The organism is Robertkochia sediminum, assembly GCF_016786255.1.
GTDB classification, from domain to species: Bacteria; Bacteroidota; Bacteroidia; order Flavobacteriales; family Flavobacteriaceae; genus Robertkochia; species Robertkochia sediminum.
The window spans coordinates 37,399-58,372 of record NZ_JADMKT010000078.1; the positions used below are offsets into that span (position 1 = coordinate 37,399).

General features: G+C 46.9%; 18 protein-coding genes. 7 read left to right on the top strand and 11 right to left on the bottom strand.

The genetic code is table 11. The features are described from left to right. Positions 1-19: 19 nt before the first annotated feature. Genes IS446_RS11465 through IS446_RS11480 form a run of 4 tightly spaced genes read right to left on the bottom strand, consistent with a single transcriptional unit; the run spans position 20 to position 4,022 of the window. Entirely contained in the window at positions 20-1,381 is a 1,362-nt protein-coding gene (locus IS446_RS11465) for an exonuclease domain-containing protein (RefSeq protein WP_203060835.1), read from the bottom strand. Positions 1,382-1,391: 10 nt separating this feature from the next. Next, complete coding sequence (locus IS446_RS11470; protein WP_203060837.1) at positions 1,392-2,069, bottom strand: YggS family pyridoxal phosphate-dependent enzyme; 678 nt, start codon at positions 2,067-2,069, stop codon at positions 1,392-1,394. Positions 2,070-2,125: 56 nt separating this feature from the next. Beyond that, positions 2,126-3,013, bottom strand: coding sequence for a 3-hydroxyacyl-CoA dehydrogenase family protein (locus IS446_RS11475; protein WP_203060839.1), 888 nt, complete (start codon positions 3,011-3,013; stop codon positions 2,126-2,128). A 37-nt stretch (positions 3,014-3,050) separates the two neighbouring features. Further along, positions 3,051-4,022 carry a Gfo/Idh/MocA family protein gene (locus tag IS446_RS11480; RefSeq protein WP_203060841.1) on the bottom strand — a complete coding sequence of 324 codons (972 nt, stop codon included), beginning with the start codon at positions 4,020-4,022 and terminating at the stop codon, positions 3,051-3,053. Between the two features lie 147 nt (positions 4,023-4,169). On the opposite strand from IS446_RS11480, the gene IS446_RS11485 reads away from it, so the two are divergent. Then, the gene (locus IS446_RS11485; RefSeq protein WP_203060843.1) at positions 4,170-4,811 is read left to right on the top strand and encodes a protein-L-isoaspartate(D-aspartate) O-methyltransferase; all 642 of its coding nucleotides are present in this window, start codon (positions 4,170-4,172) and stop codon (positions 4,809-4,811) included. Positions 4,812-4,832: 21 nt separating this feature from the next. Here the strand turns inward: IS446_RS11485 and smpB are convergent, their stop codons facing one another. After that, the gene (gene smpB, locus IS446_RS11490) at positions 4,833-5,291 is read right to left on the bottom strand and encodes an SsrA-binding protein SmpB (RefSeq protein WP_203060845.1); all 459 of its coding nucleotides are present in this window, start codon (positions 5,289-5,291) and stop codon (positions 4,833-4,835) included. A 118-nt stretch (positions 5,292-5,409) separates the two neighbouring features. Here smpB and IS446_RS11495 point away from each other — a divergent pair, with 118 nt between their 5' ends. Further along, the gene (locus IS446_RS11495) at positions 5,410-6,150 is read left to right on the top strand and encodes a DUF6503 family protein (protein WP_203060848.1); all 741 of its coding nucleotides are present in this window, start codon (positions 5,410-5,412) and stop codon (positions 6,148-6,150) included. Here the strand turns inward: IS446_RS11495 and IS446_RS11500 are convergent. Continuing rightward, on the bottom strand, positions 6,119-6,676 hold the full coding sequence (locus IS446_RS11500) for a SixA phosphatase family protein (protein ID WP_203060850.1): 558 nt from the start codon (positions 6,674-6,676) through the stop codon (positions 6,119-6,121). The genes IS446_RS11495 and IS446_RS11500 overlap by 32 nt on opposite strands. Before the next feature lie 238 nt (positions 6,677-6,914). Here IS446_RS11500 and IS446_RS11505 point away from each other — a divergent pair, with 238 nt between their 5' ends. Continuing rightward, positions 6,915-9,065, top strand: coding sequence for a T9SS type B sorting domain-containing protein (locus tag IS446_RS11505; RefSeq protein WP_203060852.1), 2,151 nt, complete (start codon positions 6,915-6,917; stop codon positions 9,063-9,065). Between the two features lie 18 nt (positions 9,066-9,083). Beyond that, positions 9,084-10,775 carry a PorP/SprF family type IX secretion system membrane protein gene (locus IS446_RS11510; RefSeq protein ID WP_203060854.1) on the top strand — a complete coding sequence of 564 codons (1,692 nt, stop codon included), beginning with the start codon at positions 9,084-9,086 and terminating at the stop codon, positions 10,773-10,775. 55 nt (positions 10,776-10,830) lie between these two features. Here the strand turns inward: IS446_RS11510 and hutI are convergent, their stop codons facing one another. Beyond that, on the bottom strand, positions 10,831-12,075 hold the full coding sequence (gene hutI / locus IS446_RS11515; protein WP_203060856.1) for an imidazolonepropionase: 1,245 nt from the start codon (positions 12,073-12,075) through the stop codon (positions 10,831-10,833). Between the two features lie 83 nt (positions 12,076-12,158). Here hutI and pta point away from each other — a divergent pair, with 83 nt between their 5' ends. Continuing rightward, on the top strand, positions 12,159-14,252 hold the full coding sequence (gene pta, locus IS446_RS11520) for a phosphate acetyltransferase (protein WP_203060858.1): 2,094 nt from the start codon (positions 12,159-12,161) through the stop codon (positions 14,250-14,252). 30 nt (positions 14,253-14,282) lie between these two features. After that, positions 14,283-15,470, top strand: coding sequence for an acetate/propionate family kinase (locus IS446_RS11525; protein ID WP_203060860.1), 1,188 nt, complete (start codon positions 14,283-14,285; stop codon positions 15,468-15,470). A 192-nt stretch (positions 15,471-15,662) separates the two neighbouring features. Here IS446_RS11525 and IS446_RS11530 read toward each other — a convergent pair whose 3' ends face one another. Together IS446_RS11530 and fumC are read right to left on the bottom strand one after the other, a co-directional pair. Next, entirely contained in the window at positions 15,663-15,977 is a 315-nt protein-coding gene (locus IS446_RS11530; RefSeq protein ID WP_203060862.1) for a hypothetical protein, read from the bottom strand. 76 nt (positions 15,978-16,053) lie between these two features. After that, positions 16,054-17,454 (bottom strand): class II fumarate hydratase, encoded by a 1,401-nt coding sequence (fumC, locus tag IS446_RS11535; protein ID WP_203060864.1) that lies wholly within the window; start codon positions 17,452-17,454, stop codon positions 16,054-16,056. 265 nt (positions 17,455-17,719) lie between these two features. Between fumC and IS446_RS11540 the strand changes: the two genes are divergently transcribed. Continuing rightward, complete coding sequence (locus tag IS446_RS11540; RefSeq protein WP_203060866.1) at positions 17,720-17,893, top strand: hypothetical protein; 174 nt, start codon at positions 17,720-17,722, stop codon at positions 17,891-17,893. A gap of 109 nt (positions 17,894-18,002) precedes the next feature. Here the strand turns inward: IS446_RS11540 and IS446_RS11545 are convergent, their stop codons facing one another. After that, positions 18,003-20,504 carry a TonB-dependent receptor domain-containing protein gene (locus IS446_RS11545; RefSeq protein ID WP_203060868.1) on the bottom strand — a complete coding sequence of 834 codons (2,502 nt, stop codon included), beginning with the start codon at positions 20,502-20,504 and terminating at the stop codon, positions 18,003-18,005. 123 nt (positions 20,505-20,627) lie between these two features. Then, complete coding sequence (gene arsC / locus IS446_RS11550) at positions 20,628-20,969, bottom strand: arsenate reductase (glutaredoxin) (protein ID WP_203060870.1); 342 nt, start codon at positions 20,967-20,969, stop codon at positions 20,628-20,630. Positions 20,970-20,974 lie beyond the last annotated feature (5 nt).

A 20,974-nucleotide genomic window follows, 5' to 3' on the forward strand; every position in this document is an offset into this window, starting at 1 on the left:
AGATTATTGCGGTTGGGTGTTAAAAAAGGATCTTTTGAATGTTCTTATGACGTCTCAGATAGCGTTCTACAATATGTCTGGATTGTTTGTTGTGGGTAAGCGGACTTACCAGGTTGCGGATCACCTCGGGGGAGTGGAGTTGGTGATTCAGGTTCACAAAGGCATATCCGGTAATTTTGCCGTTCTCTACAAGCAGTGCACTCTTCTCATCAACCGCCCGGCCTTTTCCGGTAATGATCAGGTCGCGGTCTGCGGTAGTAAAATTGTTGATCGCTTCCAGGGTTCTCGCATTATAAGATGCGGCATCTTCCTCGTTCATACAGGCGCCATAACACGTCTTATCGTCATATGCCGAGCAGTGTGCTCTCGCCTCACTGAGTCCGTTGACCTTCAGGCAAAGGTTATGCGTCTTACATAATGCGGCGAGGAAGGCATAGGCTTCGGGATAGGTGCTAAAACTGGTCACGTAATCGTTTTGTCCGTGATACGGCTCTATCCTCAGGCTTATATACCCTTTATCGGTTTTTTGTTCGGTGAGTACATATTTAAAGGCCTTGACCTTTTTACGGCGGTTGAATTTGGGTTTGTTGGTTTGCAGTTCCTCCTCTTCCTTCAGCGCTGCGATCAACTCTGTTCCGGTTTCTTCGTAGGTAACGGCCCTGACCGCCTTTTGGAGGTTCCTGGACCTTTTAGAAGCGGAGGTGAAGCGCTTGTTCACGCTTTTCTTAAGGTTATTGCTACGCTCGATAAAGATCACTTCCCCCTTGTTGTCGTGCATATAATACAATCCGGTTACCGAGGGCATTTCTTCTACGATATCCAGGAGTCGCTGACTCAATATTCCGGTACTGGCTGTGCGAACGGTGCTTTTCAGGATCTCTTTATGGGTGTCTTTATTCAGTAGCACCTTAAAGAGTTTTAGTGTAGCAACGGCATCACCATTGGCGCGGTGCCTGTCGCTTACAGGTATCCCCAGGGACCGTACCAGTTTTCCGAGGCTGTACGAGGGTTGCTCGGGCATGAGGGTCTGGGAGAGCTCTACGGTACAAAGGGAGCGGCGTTGGTAGTCGTAACCAAGGCGGCGGAACTCGGTTTGCAGGATACGGTAATCGAACTGGGCATTATGGGCAACGAGGATACAGTCTTCGGTGATCTCTACAATGCGTTTAGCCACCTCGTGAAACTTCGGAGCGGTTTTGAGCATGTTGTTGTTGATACCGGTGAGTTTGACCACAAAGGGCTGGATCTCTTTTTCGGGATTGACAAGGCTAATGAACTGATCGGTCACCTCATGTCCGTCATAGCGGTAGATAGCGATCTCTGTTATGCCTTCTTCGTTATACTTCCCGCCTGTGGTCTCTATATCCAGAATTGCGTACAATACCTTGCTTTTATTTGAATTTACAGCTTCGTTCTCCGAAAATGCTGCTTCCTATTCTAACCATGGTGCTGCCGCATGATATAGCTAGGTCGTAATCGCCGCTCATTCCCATAGAGAGGATCTCCATGTCGAGTTGAGGCCATTGTTCCGGGCGTTCTTTCAGGGCATCGAACCGCGATTTAAGATAGGTAAATTCTTCGGTAATTACATTGTGGTTTTCCGTAAAGGTGGCCATTCCCATGAGTCCCTTGATCTTTACGTTCTCCATGAGCCTGAATTCTTCTGAGGTGAGCAGGGCTTCCAACTCTTCATCGTCCAGGCCGAACTTGGTACTTTCCTTGGCAATATGCATCTGCAATAAGCAATCGATCACCCTGTCGTGTTTTTTTGCTTGCTTGTTGATCTCCTTGAGCAATCTCAGGCTGTCTACCCCGTGTACGAGATGTACGAAGGGCGCCATGTATTTTACCTTATTGCGCTGAAGGTGCCCGATCATATGCCATCTGATATCTTTGGGCAGGTCCTCGTGCTTTTGTGTCATTTCCTGCACCTTATTTTCTCCGAAGTCACGGTGACCACTCTCGTAAGCCTCCATGATGTCTTCATTGGGTTTGGTTTTGGAAACTGCGACCAGGGTAACGTGTTCGGGTAGTGCAGCTTTAATCTTTTTCAGGTTTTCCTCGATCATTGCGTTGCTGTATTTTAATGAAGCCTTCCCTGGGGGGGAAGGCTTTTATAGGGTGCTTATGCGAATTGGGCCGCAGGTTTTTCGGCTTTTCGCGATGCTGAATAATCATAGAATCCTTCGCCCGATTTAACACCGAGCTTACCGGCCATGACCATATTTACCAGGAGCGGACAAGGCGCGTATTTCGGATTTTTGAATCCGTCGTATAATACGTTCATGATCGACAAACAAACATCTAGCCCGATGAAGTCGGCCAACTGTAAAGGCCCCATTGGGTGCGCCATTCCCAGTTTCATTACGGTATCGATCTCTTTGACACCTGCTACGCCGTTATACAGGGTTTCTACCGCCTCATTGATCATAGGCATCAGGATCCTGTTGGCAACAAATCCGGGGTAGTCATTGGCTTCTACCGGCACCTTGGCCAGCTTCTCAGAGAGCTCCATAATGCGGGTGGTCACTTCATCCGAAGTATTGTATCCGCGAATTACTTCTACCAGTTTCATGATAGGCACCGGATTCATAAAGTGCATTCCGATCACCTTATCCGGGCGTTTGGTTGCCGTAGCTATCTTGGTAATGGAGATGGAAGAGGTGTTGGTAGCCAGGATGGCATCGGCCTTACAGGCGGCATCGAGCTGTTCAAAGATCTTTAATTTGAGGTCTTCACGCTCGGTAGCTGCTTCCACTACCAGGTCGGCATCCTTAACACCTTCTTCAATAGAGGTAAAGGTGGTAATAGCGTTCAGGGTGTCTTGCTTTTTAGCCTCTTCGATACTCCCTTTAGCGACCATACGGTCCAGGTTCTTTTCAATGGTCTTCAGTCCTTTTTCAAGGGATTGTTCTGAGATATCGATCAGGTTTACGTCATAACCGAACTGGGCAAAGGTATGTGCAATTCCGTTGCCCATGGTTCCCGCACCAATAACTGCGATATGCTTCATGGGTGTCAATTGATTTTAGTGATTGTTGATTTTTGTTTTATGCGTTCTTTTCTACCAGGCGAACGATCTCCATGGCTACCCTCAGCGCTTCGGTTCCCTGTTCGAGGGTAACCGGTGGGGTTGTGTTGTTGTTGATGGCCGCAGCAAAAGATTCTAATTCGTCCAGGATGGCGTTGTTTTGCTCCACATCAGGATTCTCAAAATAGATCTGCTTTTTGACCCCTTCGGCATTTTGAAGGATCATGGCATACTCATCCGGGTTTTCAGGAGCATCTTTCATCTTCACCACTTCTACCTTTTTCTCGAGGAAGTCTACAGAGATATAGGCGTCTTTCTGGAAGAATCGCGATTTACGCATGTTCTTCAGGGAGATCCTGCTCGCTGTGAGGTTGGCTACACATCCGTTCTCGAACTCGAGACGGGCATTAACGATATCTGAAGAGCTGGAGATCACATCGACACCACTGGCCACGATGTTCTTCACCTTAGAACGAACCACGCTCAGAATTATATCGATGTCGTGTATCATCAGGTCGAGGACCACAGGTACATCGGTACCTCGCGGATTAAACTCTGCCAGTCGGTGCGTTTCGATGAACATCGGACTCTCGATCTTGTCTGCAACCGACATAAAGGCCGGGTTAAATCGCTCTACGTGACCTACCTGTCCTTTTACACCTTTTTCCGCTGCCAGATCGATGATACTTCGCGCTTCTTCTACGGTCTTGGTAATGGGCTTTTCAAGGAATATGTGCTTGCCCTGTTCGATGGCCTTGATGGCACAATCGTAGTGGGAAAGCGTAGGAGTTACGATGTCTACAACGTCTACAGCAGCAATAAGGGCATCGATGGAGTTAAAATAGGTATATCCGAATTCTTCTGATACTTTTTTGGCATTGGCCTCATCGGGGTCGTAGAATCCCACCAGATCGTATTGCGCAGATGCCTGAAGTAGTTTTAAGTGTATTTTTCCAAGGTGACCTGCACCCAGAACGCCTGCTTTTAGCATATAAATGTGTTTTCAACAAAAATAAACTTCTGCGGGCATTCTATCAACCGAGGGATCATAAATTTTGGCCTTACCCGGAGGGAATATCCCTTGAGAAATGGAGAATATTACTATTTTTACGGCCCACTCCATTAAATTGAACCACTTTTGAAAGATAGCCTGAAACATCAGGGCATGCGTAACAAGCTGGCCCTTACCGTTGAAGCAAAGGGAATAAAGGATAAGAAGGTGCTTAAGGCCATTAAGTCCATTCCCCGCCACCTGTTCATGGACAGTAGTTTTGAAGACCATGCCTATCAGGATAAGGCGTTTCCTATTGCTGCAGAGCAAACCATTTCTCAGCCTTATACGGTGGCATTTCAATCGGAACTCCTGGAGATCAAAACCGGCGATAAGATCCTGGAGATCGGAACAGGAAGTGGATATCAAACAGCGGTGCTTCTTGAAATGGGTGCCCAGGTCTATAGTATAGAACGGCAGCATGAGCTTTTTAAGAAAACAAGCCGCTTTCTTCCAAAGCTGGGATATAAGCCCAAAAGGCTCATCTTTGGCGATGGCTATAAAGGACTGGAAGAGGAGGCTCCCTTCGATGGTATCATCGTAACGGCAGGCGCACCTTTTGTACCAACGCCCTTACTCGCTCAGTTAAAAATTGGTGGGAAACTGGTGATCCCGGTAGGGGATGAAACGCAGATCATGACGCGCTTTGTACGTAAGTCGGCCACCGAATTCGAAAAGACCGAATACGGGGATTTCCGCTTTGTGCCTATGCTGGAGGATAAAAACTAAAGTTTTACTTCAATTGAAGTATCAATTGAAGCTCTTCTTGATGCGGTCCAGTTGTCGCTTAGAATCGCGATCGCGTATGGTATCCCTTTTATCGTGAAGCTTTTTACCCTTGGCCAGGGCGATCTCCATTTTAGCCAATCCGCGGTCGTTCACAAAAACACGCAAAGGAACAATGGTAAGTCCGGTAGTTTTTACCTGTTTGTGCCACTTTCGTAATTCCTGTTTGTTGAGCAGGAGTTTGCGTTCGCTCTTAGGCTGGTGGTTAAAATGGGTAGCGTGACTGTATTCTTGTATGGTCATATTGATCACGAAGAGCTCACCACGGTCGTTAAATTCACAAAAGCTTTCGGCTATAGAAGCCTTTCCCTGACGTATCGACTTGATCTCAGAACCCGTGAGCACGATCCCTGCAATATAGGTGTCGAGGATCTCGTATTCGAAACGGGCACGCTTGTTCTTTATGTTGATGTTGTTTTTCATAGAGGTGTCCAAATTTAAGAACTATTCGTGAGAAACCCCTTTTTATATGCGCTACCTTTTATTTACACCCTAAATGCTATATTTGCGCCTAACCTCAACTGATAAATTCGTACCGGTCATGAAAAATATGGGCTTCCTCTTACTCCTTTCGATCATTGTTCTTTCCTGCGCTCCCAAAGCCGAAGATATTGTGGCTAAGGCCATTGAAAACGCCGGTGGTCATGCTATAAATGGCCGGGAGATCGAATTTGATTTCAGGGACAAGCATTACCGCTCTGTGCATAAGGACGGACGATTTTTGCTCGAAAGAAGCTATGACAAGGATTCTGCAATGATCCGGGATGTATTGACCAACGACCATTTTGAGCGATTTGTGAACGATAGCCTCGTGCAGGTACCCGATAGTATGGCGGTGCGCTACTCGAATTCTGTGAACTCGGTGCATTACTTCGCTTACCTGCCTTACGGACTCGACGGGGCGGCGGTGAACAAGGAGTTGCTCGCTGAAGTAAATGTAAAAGGGAAATCTTATTACAAGGTCAAGGTGTCGTTCGACCAGGAAGGTGGAGGTACAGACTTCGAAGATGTCTTTATCTACTGGATCTCAAAAGATCACGCCAAGGTCGATTACCTCGCCTATGAATACCATACCAATGGTGGTGGTATGCGTTTTCGTGAGGCCTATAACCGAAGAACTATAGGAGGGATCGATTTTGTGGATTACCGCAATTATAAACCTTCTTCTCTTGAATATCCCATCACCGTGACCGATAGCCTGTTCGAAGCAGGTGCCCTGGAGCTACTTTCGGTGATCGCCCTTGAAAATGTTATGGTGTCTCCATGCGGGGAGTGTAACTAGGCTCCAGGTACAACACACTACTGTTTTTAACGCTTCCGTATTGTACGATATAGAGATTGCCATTATTCGAATCGTCTATGTCGGTATACGTCCCTTCTCCCATGAGCTGATTGGCCAGGGCAGGAGTGGTATTGCTATGCCCAACAATGAGGATGTGTTTCCCGGGGTATTGAGCGGCCCAGTGCTTTAGATCGGTGGTATCGGGTTCGTAGCGCAGCACCTCAAGGTCCTTAGCCTGTGCTGTAGGTAGCGCTGTTTGGTAGGTGCGGTTGTAGTTGGTGCTGTACACGGCGGCTAAAGGGATCTCCCGAAATACTTCTTTCCAGTATGTTGCCCTTTGAAGCCCCTCAGGGGTGAGTTCAGGATCTCTGTTCCCTGCATCCGACCGGTCTTTCTCTGCGTGCCTTATAAGATAGAATACGGTTGCAGGGGTTTCTGCTGCCTTTTTTTTGGTGGTTACTTGAAATTCGGTACACCCTGAAAGCAGGAATCCGATAAAAAACATACTTAAAAGTGTGGTTCTCATAAAATTTATTTTACCGTTTCAAGATAGGACTTTTTTATGCATACTCGCCTGTTTATCGTCATTTTAGCCGTATATCTCGAATTGTTTTTCCTACAAACTACATTTCTTAAAAAGTGCATTTCATCGAAAAAAGTGCACAGATAATCGATGCTAATGAAATTTACTGCTATATTCACTTTAGAAAATGTAGGAAAATATCACCGCCCCTGATCCTTTCCTGCAGGTTAAAACCTTTGACATGATGAACAAAAATAGCCTGCTTACATGTTGCATTTTATTATTTGCCTTGGCATGGGTAAATGCACAAACGTTAAAACAACCGCAGTTGCGATTTTCATATGCCTGCGTGAGCGATTCGTATTCCACATTTAATGTTGGATTTTCATTTTCTGAAAAGTCATTCGAGTCGTCTAATGTATTCTATATCGAATTGTCTGATGCTTATGGTGATTTTGGAAGTCCCCGAACGCTTGCAGAAATAGGTGATAAGAATAATGCCTTTGAGTTCGATGTTCCCCTGGACCTTCCTAAGGATCTGGCCGGCTCGGGCTACCGCGTGAGAATTCGCGCTACTGCCCCTGCCATGGTCAGTCCGTTATCTGATCCCTTTGAGGCGTATTACGTGCCGCAAGCCGATCTGGTACTCAATAATTATGAGGCCTCGAGTCTTTGTGCTTCGTCAGTTACCCTTCTCGAACTTAATGTTGATGTGGCTGCCACCTATCTATGGTATAAGGATGGGGTGGTATTTGCTGAGACAGACGAGCCTTTTCTTGAAGTAGATGTCGCCGGACAATATTATGTAGAGCCCTTTTATGGCGCTTGCTCGGGCTCGAACTTTTCCAATATCGTAACCGTTGAAGCTTTGGATGCCTTTTCGGTGAACCTGGTTTCCGGTACCGATGTAACGGTATGTGATGGAGCAGAGGTTGTGTTGCAGGGCGAACCTTCTGATGAAATGCTCAGTTACCAGTGGTTTCATGACGATGTGCCGGTTGATGGCGGTCATGATATTACGCTGCGTTTTACCGCTTCTGCTGAAACCTATGGAAACTACACCCTTGAGGCCATCAACCTGTTTGGTTGTGAGGCCCGCTCGCAAGTGGTGGCGGTAAAACCTGCTGAAGCCATACATATCAATGCAATATCTGCTGCAGAATCTGTGATCCTTGGGGATGCCGTTGCACAACTTACTGTAGAAGTGAATACCCCGGGTTTGGAAGTTGTATGGTATCGTGACGGGAACGAGGTAAGTCGTGGTATTGATATGCTTTCTCATCAGGCTGCTGCGCCCGGAGCATACTATGCCGAAGTGACTACTGAAGGTGGGTGTGTACAAACAGCGACTTCAACCGTATTTCACGTCTATGAGCCTGAATCTTTTACCATGCAAGTATCAACAGATAGCCATTATGCGCCTTGTGAAGTAGCACAGGCCGGGATTGAGCTCGCTCAATTAACCGGTATTCTGTCTAACGGCGATCTGTTGGATATTACACCTTCGCTATATGAAAGTTTCGAATTCCGCTGGTTAAGAGATGGCACAGACACCGGCGCTTCCGGTCCTGCTTACACGGTAAACGACCATACAGGAAGTGGGGCTTATGTCCTTGAGTTAACCTATAAGGGATCGGTGTATACTTCGGAGACGCTCGATCTGTTCGTTGGATTGCCTCAGGCAGAGATCATCCAGGAAAGTGTGCTCACCTGTGATGAGCCGGCCTTGCTTACCACAACAGCCCTGGAGGATGTGATCTATAACTGGTACCTCGATGGTGCCATGGTGGCCTCCGGACTGGAAGCAGAATACGATGCCGATCTACCCGGAACCTATACGTTGGAGATGGAATATATGGGATGTGTGAAGGAAGTGCCCGGAGTTGTGGTGACTTCTGAAGCAGCATCTCTGGTGCATATCTATCCGGGTGATCGTATAGCCTTGGTGCCGGGGGCCGATGTACAACTTATCGCCGATGGTGCCGACAGCTATCTCTGGAAAGATGCAAGCGGACAAATACTTGGTGAAACAGACCGGGTAACGGTGTCTGACGAGGGCACGTATACCCTGCATGCCACCAAAGGGTCGTGCGAAGTAGAAAAGTTGGTCGAGGTTTATTATGATCTTGCTTCAGCCATTCCAAATGTGGTAACCCCGAATAGCGATAATGTGAACGACCATTGGGTTTTGCCACAAAAGCTTCTGGACGACCCTTCGCTGGAAGTTATCATTTGTGATTCTTACGGGAACCCGGTGCTTCAAACCAATAATTACGACAATAGCTGGCCGGCATCTGCTTCAAGGTCGGTATTAAGGGAACCTAATTATTACTACATCCTCAACAGGGGAGGTAAGAGTATACAAAAAGGGGTGATCACCCTGGTGAGATAGATCATTTAATTCTCAGTTATGAAAAAAGTACAGATCATATTAGCGCTGTTGGTGTGCAGTTTTGCCATAAGTCTACATGCACAAACCGAGAACACCAGTACAGTACTGGACTGGCGCCAACATAACCTGAACAAATACAACCGCATGCTGGTAAATCCCGCCTACAGCATTGCCGGGGAAGAAAACAGGGCGATAAGCTTTTGGAGCAGGATACAGTGGACAGGTGTGAATAATTCGCCTCAGACCTTTTTGCTTAATTATTCGGGGAAGATCGGCCCCTCTTCGGGGGGCGGACTGGGGCTTTACCAGCAAAACCTGGGGCTGCTTACCGATTCCGGGATCCTGATGAACTATGCCTATGAGGTGACGTTAGGGTCACAGGCTGCCCTTACCCTGGGGATCAACTCTACTTTCTTTCGTCGCGGACTCAATAAGAACGCTGTGAACTCTGCCAGCCCGGATCCTACCGTACTCGAAAACCAGGATGATTTTTTATGGCTCTTCATGCCGGGACTTAACCTCCGCTTAGGAGGCTTCGACCTCGGATTCTATGCAGAAAACCTGTTTGACTATAACCTCAATGAGTCCAGAACCGTTACTGGATTCGAGAGTAAGATCTATTCGGGGCAACTTGCATTTACGCATACCTTTAAAAATGCCTATGGTGTTTTTGGAGGCGCTACCTTGCGTAACCTGGCCTATGTAAAGACCCTTCCGAATAACGAGACCCAGTACGGTGGGAGTTCGATGATCGATCTTTCGCGATTTGGATGGTTGCAAATGGGGTATAATAATGTCTACGGAATTAATGGTGCCGTGGGTGTTAAATTGGGTGACGGATTAAGCATCGGGGTGATCTACGAGCGGGGAACCAATTTGAGTGGTCAGAATTTCGGACCTACCTATGAGGCCATTGCCACTATCGAACTGGGAGGACGTAATACGGTGAAGCGATTTGTCGAAGTACCGGAGCCGAAACCACAGGTGATAACGAAAGCGGCGAATGAAGCGATTGCAAAAGCAGCGGATGAAGTACCTGCCGTTGAAACGCCCTCAGCTAATAAAGTGGTGCACTCCGGAAAGTATACCGTATATGGCGGTAAGGCTGTGCCCGAAATGAATGCTGAAACGAAAAAGGAGGAAGAAGCGACTTTAGCTGTCATTCAGTCGCCCCAAAAAGAGGCGATCTTAGACCGGGTTGTTCGCGATATGACCGAAGAAGAAGAGTTGCTCGCATGCAATACGTCAGAATATAATAAGGAAGAAGCACCTGCGGTTATCGTACCACAAAAGCGATCCTTACCTAGTACAGGTGGTCCGCGCGAAACACAGGAACGGGAAACGTTGGTTTTAAATGATAAGGCAACAGAATATATCGAAAAAGAAACAGCGCAGCTCAATAAGAAACCCGTAGTAACCCGAGAGGTCCTTGGCAAAGCAGAGGGGTATAAGACCATGCCTGCCGTACAGGGTATCGATAAGGGCTTCTATCTTGTCGTTAACGTGTTCTCCCAGGATCGCTATTTCAAAGAATTTACGTCCAACCTTCGGAATCGCGGATTCGAACCTCAATATTTCGTGAATCCCGATAATGACCTGTGGTATGTCTATCTGGCTTATGCCGACAATTACTACCAGGTGAAACAATTACAACGGTCTCATGTACAGGGTAAGTACAGGGACGATAAATGGGTGCTTTGGATCAAATGATGATGAGCGTACGACAACATGTAACCTGAAAAAGGACCCGACTTCGGGTCCTTTTTTATGACATCTTAAATGGTTCCCCGTTGAGATAAACGGCATCTATATTGTTATTCCCAAAATCATAAGGGAGGTAGGCGTAGGAGGGAACTTCTTTGGTGACCATGAAATTGGCCTTCTTGCCTTTGGTGATACTTCCGTGAGTGGCCGATAGTCCCATGGCATAGGCAGCATTTACGGTTGCAGCGTTAATAGCCTCTTCCGGGGTCATTTTCATTTTGATACAAGCCGTTGCCACTGCCAGGTTCATATTTCCGCTTGGTGCGGTACCCGGATTGTAATCGGTGGCCAAGGCTAAAGGTAAGCCGGCGTCTATAAGTTTTCGTGCCGGTGTGTAGGGTATGGAGATAAAGAACGAGCAAAGCGGCAATGCCACCGGCATGGTATTGCTTTGCTTCAGGGCTTCGATATCCTCATTTTCGATCACTTCGAGGTGGTCTACACTAAGGGCGCCATGTTTTACCGCGGCCGGAACACCCCCAATAATATGGAATTGGTTTACGTGCACTTTCGGGATCAGACCATAGGCTTTTGCTGCCACCAGCAGTCTTTCCATATCATGCACCGTAAAGTAGCCTTCTTCACAGAAGATATCGATATACTCGGCAAGTCCTTCTTTGGCCACGGCCGGTAAGATCTCGTCGATTACGAGGTCCATATAGCCTTCCCGGTTCTCTTTGTATTCGGCGGGTACCGCATGGGCTCCCAAAAACGTCGCTTTTACGGTAATGGGATAATGCTCTTTTAATCGTTTGATCACCCGTAACATCTTTAGTTCGGCCTCCATGGTGAGTCCGTAGCCACTTTTGATCTCAATAGCGCCGGTACCCTGGGCGATCACCTGCTGCAGTCGTTTTTCAGACTCGCGGTAAAGGGTTTCTTCTGAGGTTTGCTGCAAGCGCTGAGCTGAATTGAGGATACCCCCTCCTTTTTGGGCGATCTCTGCGTAGGTGAGTCCGTTGATCCGGTCTACGAACTCCTGTTCGCGATTTCCGGCGTACACCAGATGGGTATGACTGTCGATCCAGGTGGGTAAGACATAACTTCCCTCGAGGTCGACCACCTTTTGGGCGGCATCGGTATTGACGTAGCGCATTTCTCCAAAATCGGTAATGATCCCGTCTTCAACCAGTAAGAACGCATCTTCCAGACGCGGTAGAATTCGCATTTCTGATCCCTTGAGCATGGTGGTTTTGGCATCTCTAACCTGCAGGAGTCCCTTTATATTTATAAAAAGTGTTTTCATTGCGTTAAGCTTGCGATCAAAGGTATAAAAACATTTACCAAAGTCTTTTAAATGCAGTAAATTTGCGCTACAAAGCATTTTTTATGAACAAAGGGATATATATAGCTACACTTGAAGCAAATAGTGGTAAATCACTTATTTCTTTAGGGCTCATGAGAACCTTGCTCGGAAAGGCTACGAAAGTGGCCTATTTTCGTCCGATCATTGAGCACCTGCCGGAACAAAAGAAAGATAACCACCTTGAAACCGTATTAAGTTATTACGATCTTCCGATCACTTATGAAGAATCGTACGCCTTCACACGCTCGGAAGTGATCCAGATGCGTAATAAAGGTATGCGAGGAGATGTGATGGATGCGATCATCGATCGTTATAAGAAATTAGAAGCAGAATACGACATGGTTCTTATCGAAGGGTCTGACTTTTCGGGAGAAGGAAGCGTGTTCGAATTCGATATGAACGTATTAATTGCCAAGAACCTCGGGGTGCCCACGATCGTGGTAGCCAGTGGTGTTGGTAAAACCAAAGAAGATTTTCTGGCCAGTATGGAAATGGCCTATAAGTCGTTCCAGGAGAAAGATGTTGATGTTGTTGCGCTCATTGCCAACAAGATCCAGCCGGAGAACCTTTCTATGGTAGCTGAAGGCATGCAGGAGTTCCTGCCTGATGAGGTAAAAGCTTTTGCGATACCGTTGGTACCTACACTGGCGAATCCAACCATTAAAGAGATCATGGAAGCGCTTGATGGAAAGGTGATCGTTGGAGAAGAGTTCCTCGATAACCAGGTGGGAAGCTTTGGCGTTGGTGCCATGCAGCTTCGCAATTATCTGGATCACCTGAGTAACGATAGCCTGGTGATCACTCCCGGTGACCGCGCCGATGTGATCCTTGGAGCACTACAGGCCAATATCTCCAGTAACTATCCGCGTATTTCGGGGATCGTACTTACCGGTGGCCTCATTCCTGAGGATACGATCTTGAAGCTTATCGATGGTTTATCGCAGGTAGTACCTATCATTTCTGTAGAGCAAGGTACCTTCCATTCAACCAATATGATCGGGAACATCAGGGCGAACATTTACCCCGGTAGTTCTCAAAAGATCGAAACTTCGATCGACACCTTTATGAAGTATGTCGATTTCGATCCGGTGCTCGAACACCTGTATAACCTTAAGCCTAAAGGGATCACACCCAGAATGTTCCAGTACGATCTGATGAAGAAGGCTCAGAAAGAGAAGAAGCATATCGTTTTGCCGGAAGGCCTTGATGACCGTATCTTATTCTCGGCTTCGCGCCTGCTGGCCATGGATATCGTAGATATTACCCTTTTAGGTGATCCTGTGAAGATCAATGAAAAGATCGTAAATCTTGGTATACAGTTCGATCATAAGCAGCCACAGATCATAGATCCGGCACAGTCAGAATACTTTGATGATTACGTGAACACCTTCTACGAGCTGCGTAAGCATAAGAACGTGAACATGGATATCGCCAAAGATATGATGAGCGACGTTTCTTATTTCGGTACCATGATGATCTATAAAGGACATGCAGACGGAATGGTTTCCGGTGCGGTACATACCACCCAGCACACCATTCGTCCCGCATTGCAATTTATTAAGACCAAGCCCGGAGTAAGCGTGGTATCGTCGATCTTCTTTATGTGCCTTCCGGATAGGGTTTCGGTATTTGGCGATTGTGCTATTAATCCTAATCCCACAGCAGAGCAGCTCGCAGAGATCGCGATCTCTTCTGCAGACAGTGCGAAAGCCTTTGGTATCGATCCTAAGATCGCCATGCTTTCATACTCTTCGGGAACCTCTGGGAAAGGGGCCGATGTAGACATTGTTCGTGATGCTACTGAGATCGTAAAAGAAAAGCGTCCCGACCTTAAGGTGGAAGGGCCTATTCAATACGATGCGGCGGTAGACCTTACCGTTGGTAAGAGTAAGTTACCTGATTCTGAGGTGGCAGGACAAGCCAATGTGCTTATTTTCCCTGACCTGAATACAGGAAATAACACCTATAAAGCGGTGCAAAGAGAAACAGGAGCGCTGGCCATTGGTCCGATGCTTCAGGGTCTTAACAAGCCTGTGAACGACTTGAGTAGAGGATGTACGACAGACGATGTATTTAACACCGTGATCATTACCGCGATCCAGGCTCAGGGCCTATAATTAATTTTAATTTTTTTTGACAAAAAGGATATGAACGCCATTTTAGTAATTAATTCAGGAAGCTCGTCGATCAAGCTTCAATTGATAAAAATGCCGGGGGAGACCGTAGTGGCCTCAGGGCTTATCGAGCGTATCGGTCAGGAGAGCTCTGCACTTCACCTTACCACTAAAAAAGGGAAGATCTCTGAAGAGATATCGATACCTGACCATGAAGCCGGTCTAACAGAGTTCACTAAACTTCTCATGGATAAGGAGAATGGGGTGATCAAGGACGCTTCTGAGATCATTGCTGTTGGACACAGAGTAGTGCACGGGGGAATTAAATTTACCGATACTACGGTTGTTGATGAAGAGGTGAAGCAGGCGATCAGAGACTTGTTCGATCTGGCTCCTCTGCACAATCCGCCAAACCTCAAAGGGATCGAGGTAGCCGAGAAGATTTTCCCTAATGCCAAGCAGGTAGCAGTTTTTGATACCGCATTTCACCAAACCATCCCGACCAAGGCCAAGCGCTATGCCATCCCTGATGAGTTCTCTGATGAGCACCAATTACAAGTATTTGGTTTTCACGGGATCAGCCATAAGTACGTATCGCAAAAGACCTTTGAATTCCTCAAGAAACCAAAAGGGAAGATCATTACCGTGCACCTGGGTAATGGATGTAGTATCACCGCTGTGAAGGACGGGAAGAGCTTCGACCATTCCCTGGGGTTTGCGCCTGTTAATGGTTTGATCATGGGTACCCGTAGTGGCGATATCGATCACTCGGTGATCCTGTATATGATCGATAAGCTCGGTTATACCACAGAAGAGGTGAACGAGATCTTACATAAGAAGAGTGGAATGCAGGGATTAACCGGTTTTAGTGACCTTCGCGATATTGAAGCAGAAGCTGAAAAAGGGAATGAAAAATGCCAGTTGGCTCTTGAGATGAATGCCTATCGTATTAAGAAATACATCGGAGCCTATATCGCCGCTATGAATGGGGTTGATGCGATCGTATTTACCGCCGGTATTGGTGAGAACAGTGATGTGCTTCGCGAATTGGTGTGTCGTGATATGGAATATCTCGGAATTGAGCTCGAGGGCTATAAGAACGACATTCGTTCCAAAGAGCCTCGTGTGATCAGTAAAGAGGGTGCAAGGGTTTCTGTACTGGTAATTCCTACCAACGAAGAGCTGGAGATCGCCAAAGAGACCGCAGAACTGGTACTCTAAGTAAGACCAAATTCGGACCTTATGCAACGGGGTTGCTTAAGGATCGTATAAGGATATAAAAAAGCCCCCGGCCAAAATGGTTACGGGGGCTTGTTATTTGGGTGAACCTTTGCCTAAATCAGGATATAAGGCCACAAATAAGCCCCTGAACGTAAGTTCAGGGGCTTTGGTTTTGCAGTATCGAAACCGTTATCAGGAACGGCTACGTTCATTATTCTTTTTACGCGCTATGTTACGACTGCTTCGGTTCTGAGCCTGCTGCAGTCTTTTGCGCTCCCTTCGCGTTACCTTTCCATCACTTTTTGCACGAGCTTCCATGCGATTCACTTTTTTCTGTCCGGCAACCACACTTTTGGCTTCGGCTTTGGTGAGTTCCCCGCTTTTGACGCCTTCTATGGTACGTGCCTTTTGTATCTTCTGGCGTTGATCTACCTTAGGGGTGCTTTGTGCAAAACTACATACGGCTCCTGCAAAGAACAGGAAGGCAACAAGTGATCTGGTTTTCATAGTCATAGATTTTAGTGGTTTCTGTTACTATGACCAGATCACTGGAAAAAGGTTTAAAGGCGCTGTAGAAAAATTTTTATTTTTTCAGGCTTCCTACCATATCCTCCGGCTTCACCCAGGCATCAAACTCCTCCGCAGTGAGGTGTCCGAGTGCCAGTGCTGCTTCTTTTAGGGTAGTTCCTTCGGCATGCGCTTTATTCGCGATCTCTGCGGCCTTGTAATATCCGATCTTGGTATTCAGGGCGGTTACCAGCATAAGGGAGTTCTGTACCAGTTCGTCAATACGCTTTTGGTTAGGTTCGATACCTTCCACACAATTCTCCTTAAAGCTCACACAGGCATCACCAATTAACCTGGCCGATTGTAACAGGTTGGCCGCCATCAACGGCTTAAATACGTTAAGTTCGTAATGTCCCTGAGTTCCGCCTACGGTAATGGCAACGTCGTTACCCATTACCTGGGCGCAAACCATGGTCATGGCCTCACTCTGGGTAGGATTCACCTTCCCGGGCATAATTGAACTTCCGGGTTCATTGGCAGGGATAATGATCTCTCCGATCCCTGAACGCGGTCCTGATGCCATCATACGTATGTCGTTGGCGATCTTATTCAATGATACGGCGAGTTGCTTCAAAGCACCGTGGGTCTCTACGATAGCGTCGTGAGCAGCCAGGGCTTCAAATTTGTTCTCGGCGGTTTTAAAGGGCAGTTCGGTGAATTTCGCTATATATTGGGCTACCAGTTCGGAATAGCCTTCAGGGGTGTTGATCCCGGTACCTACGGCGGTACCTCCAAGAGCGAGTTCAGAAAGGTGATCAAGGGTGTTGTTCAGTGCTTTCAGACCGTGGTCCAGCTGAGACACATAACCTGAGAATTCCTGCCCAAGGGTTAGGGGCGTAGCATCCATAAGGTGGGTACGTCCGATCTTAACCACGTTCATAAAGGCATCTGCCTTGGCCCTGAGGGCATCTCTTAGTTGGGTTACTCCCGGAATGGTGGTTTCCACGATCATTTTGTAAGCCGCAATGTGCATACCGGTAGGGAAGGTGTCGTTAGACGACTGCGACTTGTTTACATCGTCATTGGGTTGCAGGGCCTTTTCGCCCTCTCCGATCGTTTTTCCCGCCAATTGGTGCCCTCTGTTAGCTACCACCTCATTGACATTCATATTACTTTGTGTACCCGATCCGGTTTGCCAGATCACTAAGGGAAATTGATCGTCGTGCTTGCCGTCGAGGATCTCATCACAAGCCTTGGCGATAAGGTCGCGCTTTTCTTCAGGAAGTACTCCCAGCTCACAGTTAGTGTATGCTGCCGCCTTTTTGAGGTAGGCAAATCCGTAAACCACTTCCAGGGGCATGCTGGCCGGAGCACCGATCTTAAAGTTATTACGAGAGCGTTCGGTCTGGGCTCCCCATAATTTATCTGCAGGAACCTTTACTTCGCCCATGGTGTCTTTTTCTATTCTGTATTCCATGTCTTATTTGTATTTATGTTACACAAATTTACATTTTTAAAGACTTTTCACCCGCCTTATCAAGGGGTATTTTACGCACCAGCAGGGTAGGGTGTAAGCCCTGTAGTATCAGAGGTTTATTTTCTGATCGTTGCTGTGTGGTATGATGTTTTAACCATACCAAAGGTGTTTTGCCGGGATCACGGGGGAAATATTTAGAAGAATTCCCTGTATAAGTAAAAAAAGCTAATTATATTTGACGCGAATTCAGAAAATTTCCGGAACTATGTTCGAATTTGATCAGTACCTTGGCTTTTTAGCCTTTTTATCTATCCTGACCATCGGGTTTTGGTTGATGATCTTCCTTTTAACCTTCGTGATCCCTTACTGGGTAGGAGGTTCGATCATTGAGTTGATCAAGGAAAAAAGAGCCGCTAAGAAAGCTGAGCGAGAAGAATAAAAAAAGGAAGCGTAATGCTTCCTTTTTTTGTACCCATAGGTTTCGTCTTTAGTACGCGACAAAAAAAAAGAGAGCACGGAGCTCTCTTTATTTTTTATATACGTTGAGATCAATATCCGCCTCCTTCGTCATCGTAGTCTCCGCCACCACGGTTTCTTTGCGCATCGCGTTTACTTTGGTTAAAACGGTATACGAAACCTACCTGCCATTGCCTTACACGCCATTGGGTTTCGCTGGTCGAGGTAACCCTTGGTGTTTCAGATACCGAACGACGGATCCCGGAATTAAACAGGTCGCTTACATTGAAGCTCACCGTGGCATTGTCGTTGAGAATATCTTTCGCAAAAGCCAGGTTCAAAATAAATAGCCCCTCTGTTCTTGATTGAGCATTTTCACTGGGGCCGCGGTAAAAGGCATTGGTTTGCCAGTCGATCTTACCGGGCAGGGTAACCTTGGCGTTCATACGAGCGAACCAGCTTAAATTAGAAGCTCCGAAGTCGGTGCCGTTGTATTCACCGGTTTTTACGAACCTAAATACGTTCGCACTGGAATTGATACGTACCCATCTTGCCGGATTCCATAATACTGCGGCTTCCGCTCCATAACGCTCTTCTGATGACAGGTTGATCGGAGTTCTTCTCAGGATCGGAATGTTGTCGGAGGTCACCTGTCCTGTTTCTTCTGTGATCCATTCAAAACTATCTGTTTCCCGCTGAAAATACACCGATGTGGTCAGGGTAAGCTTCTCCCATCGCTTCAGGTACCCCAGGTCGAAGGTGTTGGCATACGCAGGATTCAGTGCCGGATTTCCCTGGAAAATGTTGGTACGGCTGGATTGGGATGGGAACGGATTGATCTGCCAGCTACGCGGACGGTTAATTCGACGGTTATATCCAAGGGTGATGTTCTCATTCTCTTCGAATTCCCAAGTGAGATTGGCAGTAGGGAAGAGGCCGAGGAAATTCTTATCGAAATTCGGATCAAAAGGGAAGTCTACTTCTTCTTCGTTAAAATCCACACTACCTATTAGTCGCGTATTTTCCAGACGTAGCCCGGCAAGAAAGGAGAATTTTCCGAATTTATTTCCGTATTGGGTATAGAATGCATTGATGTTTTGCTCGAAATTAAACACATTGGTGAGTCCGAAATTGATCACCACCTCTCCGAAATCAGGTTGTGAGGGATCAAGCTGTAATCCCTGAAGGAGGTAATCGGTCTCCGAATTCTCAAATGAGCCACGGTATCCCGCCTCAAATCTGGCATTATCACCAATAGGTAGCACATAGTCGGCCTGTACCAGATAGTCATTTTGCTCCTGAACCTCGAACACATCGTCGTCCCTGATCACTAATTCCTGGGGAGCATAAATGCGCTCTTCGATTGGGGTGGTCACATCTTCCTTGTCTACAGAATACTGCAGGTCTACGGTGAGGTTGTGACCGTCTTCATTAAAGTTATGACGAAAGTTCAATGAGGTCTGATAACTGCGGTCCTCTTCATTCTCTTCTTCGGTACTCACCGTTTGGTCGAACGAACCATCGGCATAAAAGCGATCGTTCAAATTGGTGGTCAGGTCCAGTCCGTCGCTAAAGCGGGTGAAAAAACTGGCGGTTACAGACGTCTGGTCAGAAATAAAATACTCGGTTCCGATATTGAAGTTAAATCCGCTGCTGGTACGATCCCAGTCTCTTTCTTCAATGATACGGTCGAAATTACTACTCCCCGGGTTGTAAACGTTGTCGTTGAGTGCCCGGCCTGGAGAGTTTCTGTAGCGGTATCCGATCGTATTAAAGAAATTGAATTTTTTGGTACGGTAGTTCAGATTGGAGGTGGCCTGGAAACGCGCCGGATACCCCCCGTTTAATTGCACCGAACCATTAAATCCGAGGGTTTTATCCCTTTTCAGAACAATGTTCAATATCCCTGCAGTACCCTCAGCATCGTAACGTGCAGAAGGACTGGTGATCACTTCAATACGCTCAATAGCATCGGCAGGAAGTTGCTGCAGCGCATCGGTCGATCCGAATCCGGCCAAAGCCGAAGGGCGACCGTTGATAAGGATACGTACGTTCTCATTACCACGCAATGATATACCCCCTTCAATATCTACTGCTACAGAAGGCACGTTATTCAAGGCGTCAGATATCGTGGCTCCCGCGTTGGTAAGGTCTTTACCAACATTGTACACTTTCTTATCCAGCTTGATCTCTACGGTTGTACGTTCGGCTGTGATCTCTACGGCCTCCAGAGTAGCTACATCAAGGGCCAGGGTAATGGTACCAAGATCAACCTTGCCCCGCAATTCGCGGTTCTTTATTTCGTAGCTTTTATAGGAAATGAATTCCACACGAATATCGTATCTGCCGGATGGGGCTTCTACTTCGAAATTCCCATTGGCATCGGTAACGCCTCCGGTGATAACATCCGGGTTTTCGGCACTTTGCAACACCAGGGTTGCAAATTCCAACGGTGCACCGTTATCGGCATCGATCACTTTTCCGGTAACGACAGCTTTTCGCTGGGGGTCGCTGCCGGGAGATTGAGCAAATAAGGTAAAGGTGGAGAATAACAGCAGGACGAGGGCTGTTGAGGTCTTAAGATCTTGTTTCATAGCTAGTTAGTGTCTAATCTTTTTCTTAAATCGTTGGACACCAAAAGTAGCAGAAGGTTTAACAGTGCGTAGTTAAAGGCCTGTTAAATAAAAAACCGGTATGTGGTATACCGGTTAATGTTTTCATAAAATGGCTTCGATCGCCTCGGGAGGCCTTCCTACAACGGCCTTATGGTCTTTAACCACGATAGGGCGTTCTATGAGTTTAGGGTGCTCAGCCATGGCTTTTATGAGGTCCTCATCGCTCAGGTCTTTTCCTTTGAATTCTTCCTTCCAGATCTTTTCGTTCTTTCTGATCAGGGCTTCAGGCTTTATATTTAAATATCCGAGAAGGGTTTTCAGGTCACCTTCCGATAAAGGGTTATCCAGATATTTAACAACCTCGAATTCCTGCCCTGACGCTTCCAGGATCTGCAGGCCCTGTCTTGATTTGCTGCAACGCGGATTGTGATAGATCTTGAGCATATATA